This is a genomic window from Magnetospirillum sp. SS-4, assembly GCF_902729425.1.
Taxonomy (GTDB): Bacteria; Pseudomonadota; Alphaproteobacteria; order Rhodospirillales; family Magnetospirillaceae; genus Phaeospirillum.
In genome coordinates this window covers 1-2213 of the sequence record NZ_CACVCH010000119.1, presented here as the reverse complement: position 1 = coordinate 2213, position 2213 = coordinate 1, and the positions used below count along the sequence as shown (strand labels likewise).

General features: G+C 63.5%; 3 protein-coding genes. 1 reads left to right on the top strand and 2 read right to left on the bottom strand.

The window, feature by feature from the left end:
- The coding region (locus MTBSS4_RS17860; RefSeq protein WP_173984733.1) for an IS110 family transposase at nt 1–966 on the bottom strand (966 nt) is incomplete at its 3' end.
- A gap of 133 nt (nt 967–1099) precedes the next feature.
- The gene (locus MTBSS4_RS17855) at nt 1100–1891 is read right to left on the bottom strand and encodes an IS630 family transposase (protein WP_173984732.1); all 792 of its coding nucleotides are present in this window, start codon (nt 1889–1891) and stop codon (nt 1100–1102) included.
- On the opposite strand from MTBSS4_RS17855, the gene MTBSS4_RS22835 reads away from it, so the two are divergent.
- Nucleotides 1786–2091: a hypothetical protein gene (locus MTBSS4_RS22835; protein ID WP_173984731.1), complete on the top strand. Its 306-nt coding sequence runs from the start codon at nt 1786–1788 to the stop codon at nt 2089–2091. The genes MTBSS4_RS17855 and MTBSS4_RS22835 overlap by 106 nt on opposite strands.
- Nucleotides 2092–2213 lie beyond the last annotated feature (122 nt).

Below are 2213 nucleotides of genomic sequence, written 5' to 3'. Positions count from 1 at the left end.
TACCAACAAACAACAAGTTGCGAGGGCGATGGAAACCTGACGCACCGTCTTGCGCGCCATCAGGGCGGCAAGCCATGTTCCCTCCTCCTTGCGGCGGCGCCACAACGCGCTGGTGGCGCCAACCACCAGCAGGGACCGCAGGTAACGATCGCCTGCCTTGGTGATCGGCCCCAGTATCGTCTTGCCGCCGGTGGAATTTTGCGAAGGCACCAGTCCAAGCCAGGCGGCGAAGTCGCGCCCCGTCTTGAACCGCCCGGGATCGCCCATGGTGGCGACGATGGCGCTGGCGATCAGCGGGCCGATGCCGGGGATGGTGGCGATGCGTTGGCTGTCGGCGTTGCCGCGATGCCAAGCCAGAATTTCGTGCTCCAACGCATCGATCTTTGCGCTGGTATCGCGCAGATGTGCCGCCAGCATCGCCATTGCCTCCCGTGCAGGCTGCGGCAGCGACGTATCGGGCGCATCCAGTGCGCAGACCAGCAATCTCAGCAACCCTGCATTGCCTTCTGGTTCGATGATGCCGAATTCGGCAAAATGCGACCGCAACGTGTTGGCGAGCATTGTGCGTTGGGTCATCAACAGGCTGCGGGTGCGGTGTAGCATCAGTGCCGCCTGCGTATCTTCGCTTTTCACTGGCACGAACTGCATGTGCGGGCGGGACAGAGCCTCGGCGATCGCCGCTGCGTCAGTGGCGTCGTTCTTGCGGCCCCGTTTCACATAGGGTTTCACCCGAGCCGGCGGAATCAGGCGAACCTCGTGTCCCAATTTGATCAGCGTCCGAGCCCCGTAATGGGCGGTGGCGCAGGCTTCCATGCCGATCAGACACGGGGGGAGCCTGGAGAAGAACTTCACCAACTCGGCTCGGCGCAACTGTCGGCGAATGGTCACGTCCCCAGCGCCGTTGATGCCGTGAACCTGGAAAACCCGTTTTGCCAGGTCCAATCCAATCATGCTAACCTCGGTCATGGGCGGCCCCTTCACATGGTGTGTTTCGACAACCACCACTTTGGCGCATTGCGACGCCGGTGAGCAGGGGCCGTCCACCCCATCATGGCCGGCAAGGTCTCTGAAATGATTGGGAGCCGTTCCGCGGATCACATCATGGCCAGCGGTCACAGTGCCGCGCAAACAGGCCGGACACATGACTGCACCCGACCGGGGCAAAATCACGCAAAATCTCCTTGCAACGCAGGGGCCGTCCACACATGACTTTCTCGATCCACGGATAGAAGGCGAGGCTGGTGATCCTTCGGGCGTCGGCGGCCAGGGCATTCCAGGCGTCGCAACAAGGGTCGATGATGGTGTTCTGGTCGGGCCAAACCTGGATCGAGAGGAAGCGTTCACGTAGGTAGAGCCAGATACGCTCGGCGGGGTTGCACTCGGGGGAATAGGGCGGCAGCGGCACCAAGGTGATGTTGTCGGGGACAGCCAGAGCGGCGGCGCCGTGCCATCCGGCACCATCGAGAACCATGACGATATGGTCGTCGGGAGCCAAGGTCTTGGTGAATTCGTCCAGGAACAGGTTCATGGTGACGGTGGACACCGTCGGGAGGACCGGGGCGAATTCCGCCCCGGTGGCGGGTTCGACGGTGGCGAAGATGTAGGTCCACTCGAAGCGTTGGTCGCACAGGCCCGGCGGCCTTTGGCCTTTCAGCCACCAGCGATGGCAGGTCCGCCCCTTCTGGCCAACACGGGCTTCGTCCTGGAAGAACAGGCGGATGCGCTTGTCGAGGCCCTGAGCGCCCCGCCCGCCGACGGCATTGGCCGGAGGCGGAGAAGCGGCGGATGGTGGCGGAGGTTGATGCGAGCGGCCGGTCAGTGGCCGAGATTGCGCGGCGTTACCGTCTTGCTTCCAGTGTTCTCGGTCGATGGTGTGCCCGGTACGGGACAAAGATGCCGCCAGCGACAGCCCCTTCTTTCGTCCCGGTGACGGTTGCCGCGTCTGCCCCGGAGACGACGGAGCCGGACGGCCCCCGGTATGGTGAGGCGCGGATCGAGATCCTGCTCGCCAATGGTCGGCGGCTGGTGGCGGATGAGGGTATTGCGCCCTCGCGTCTGCGCCTGCTGATCGCCGCCATCGAGGGAGCATGATCACCATTCCCGCCGAGGTGCGCATCCATCTGCCTCTCTGCAAAACAGGTGGCCGTCGATTGATTCAGAATTTTGCTCGGCTGTCACGACCTCATTCACCCGATCATCCTGGGCCCCAGCCC

Excerpts from the sequence above, each read along its gene's own strand:
- MTBSS4_RS22835 (WP_173984731.1), top strand. The coding sequence starts at position 1,786 with ATGGTGGCGGAGGTTGATGCGAGCGGCCGGTCAGTGGCCGAGATTGCG.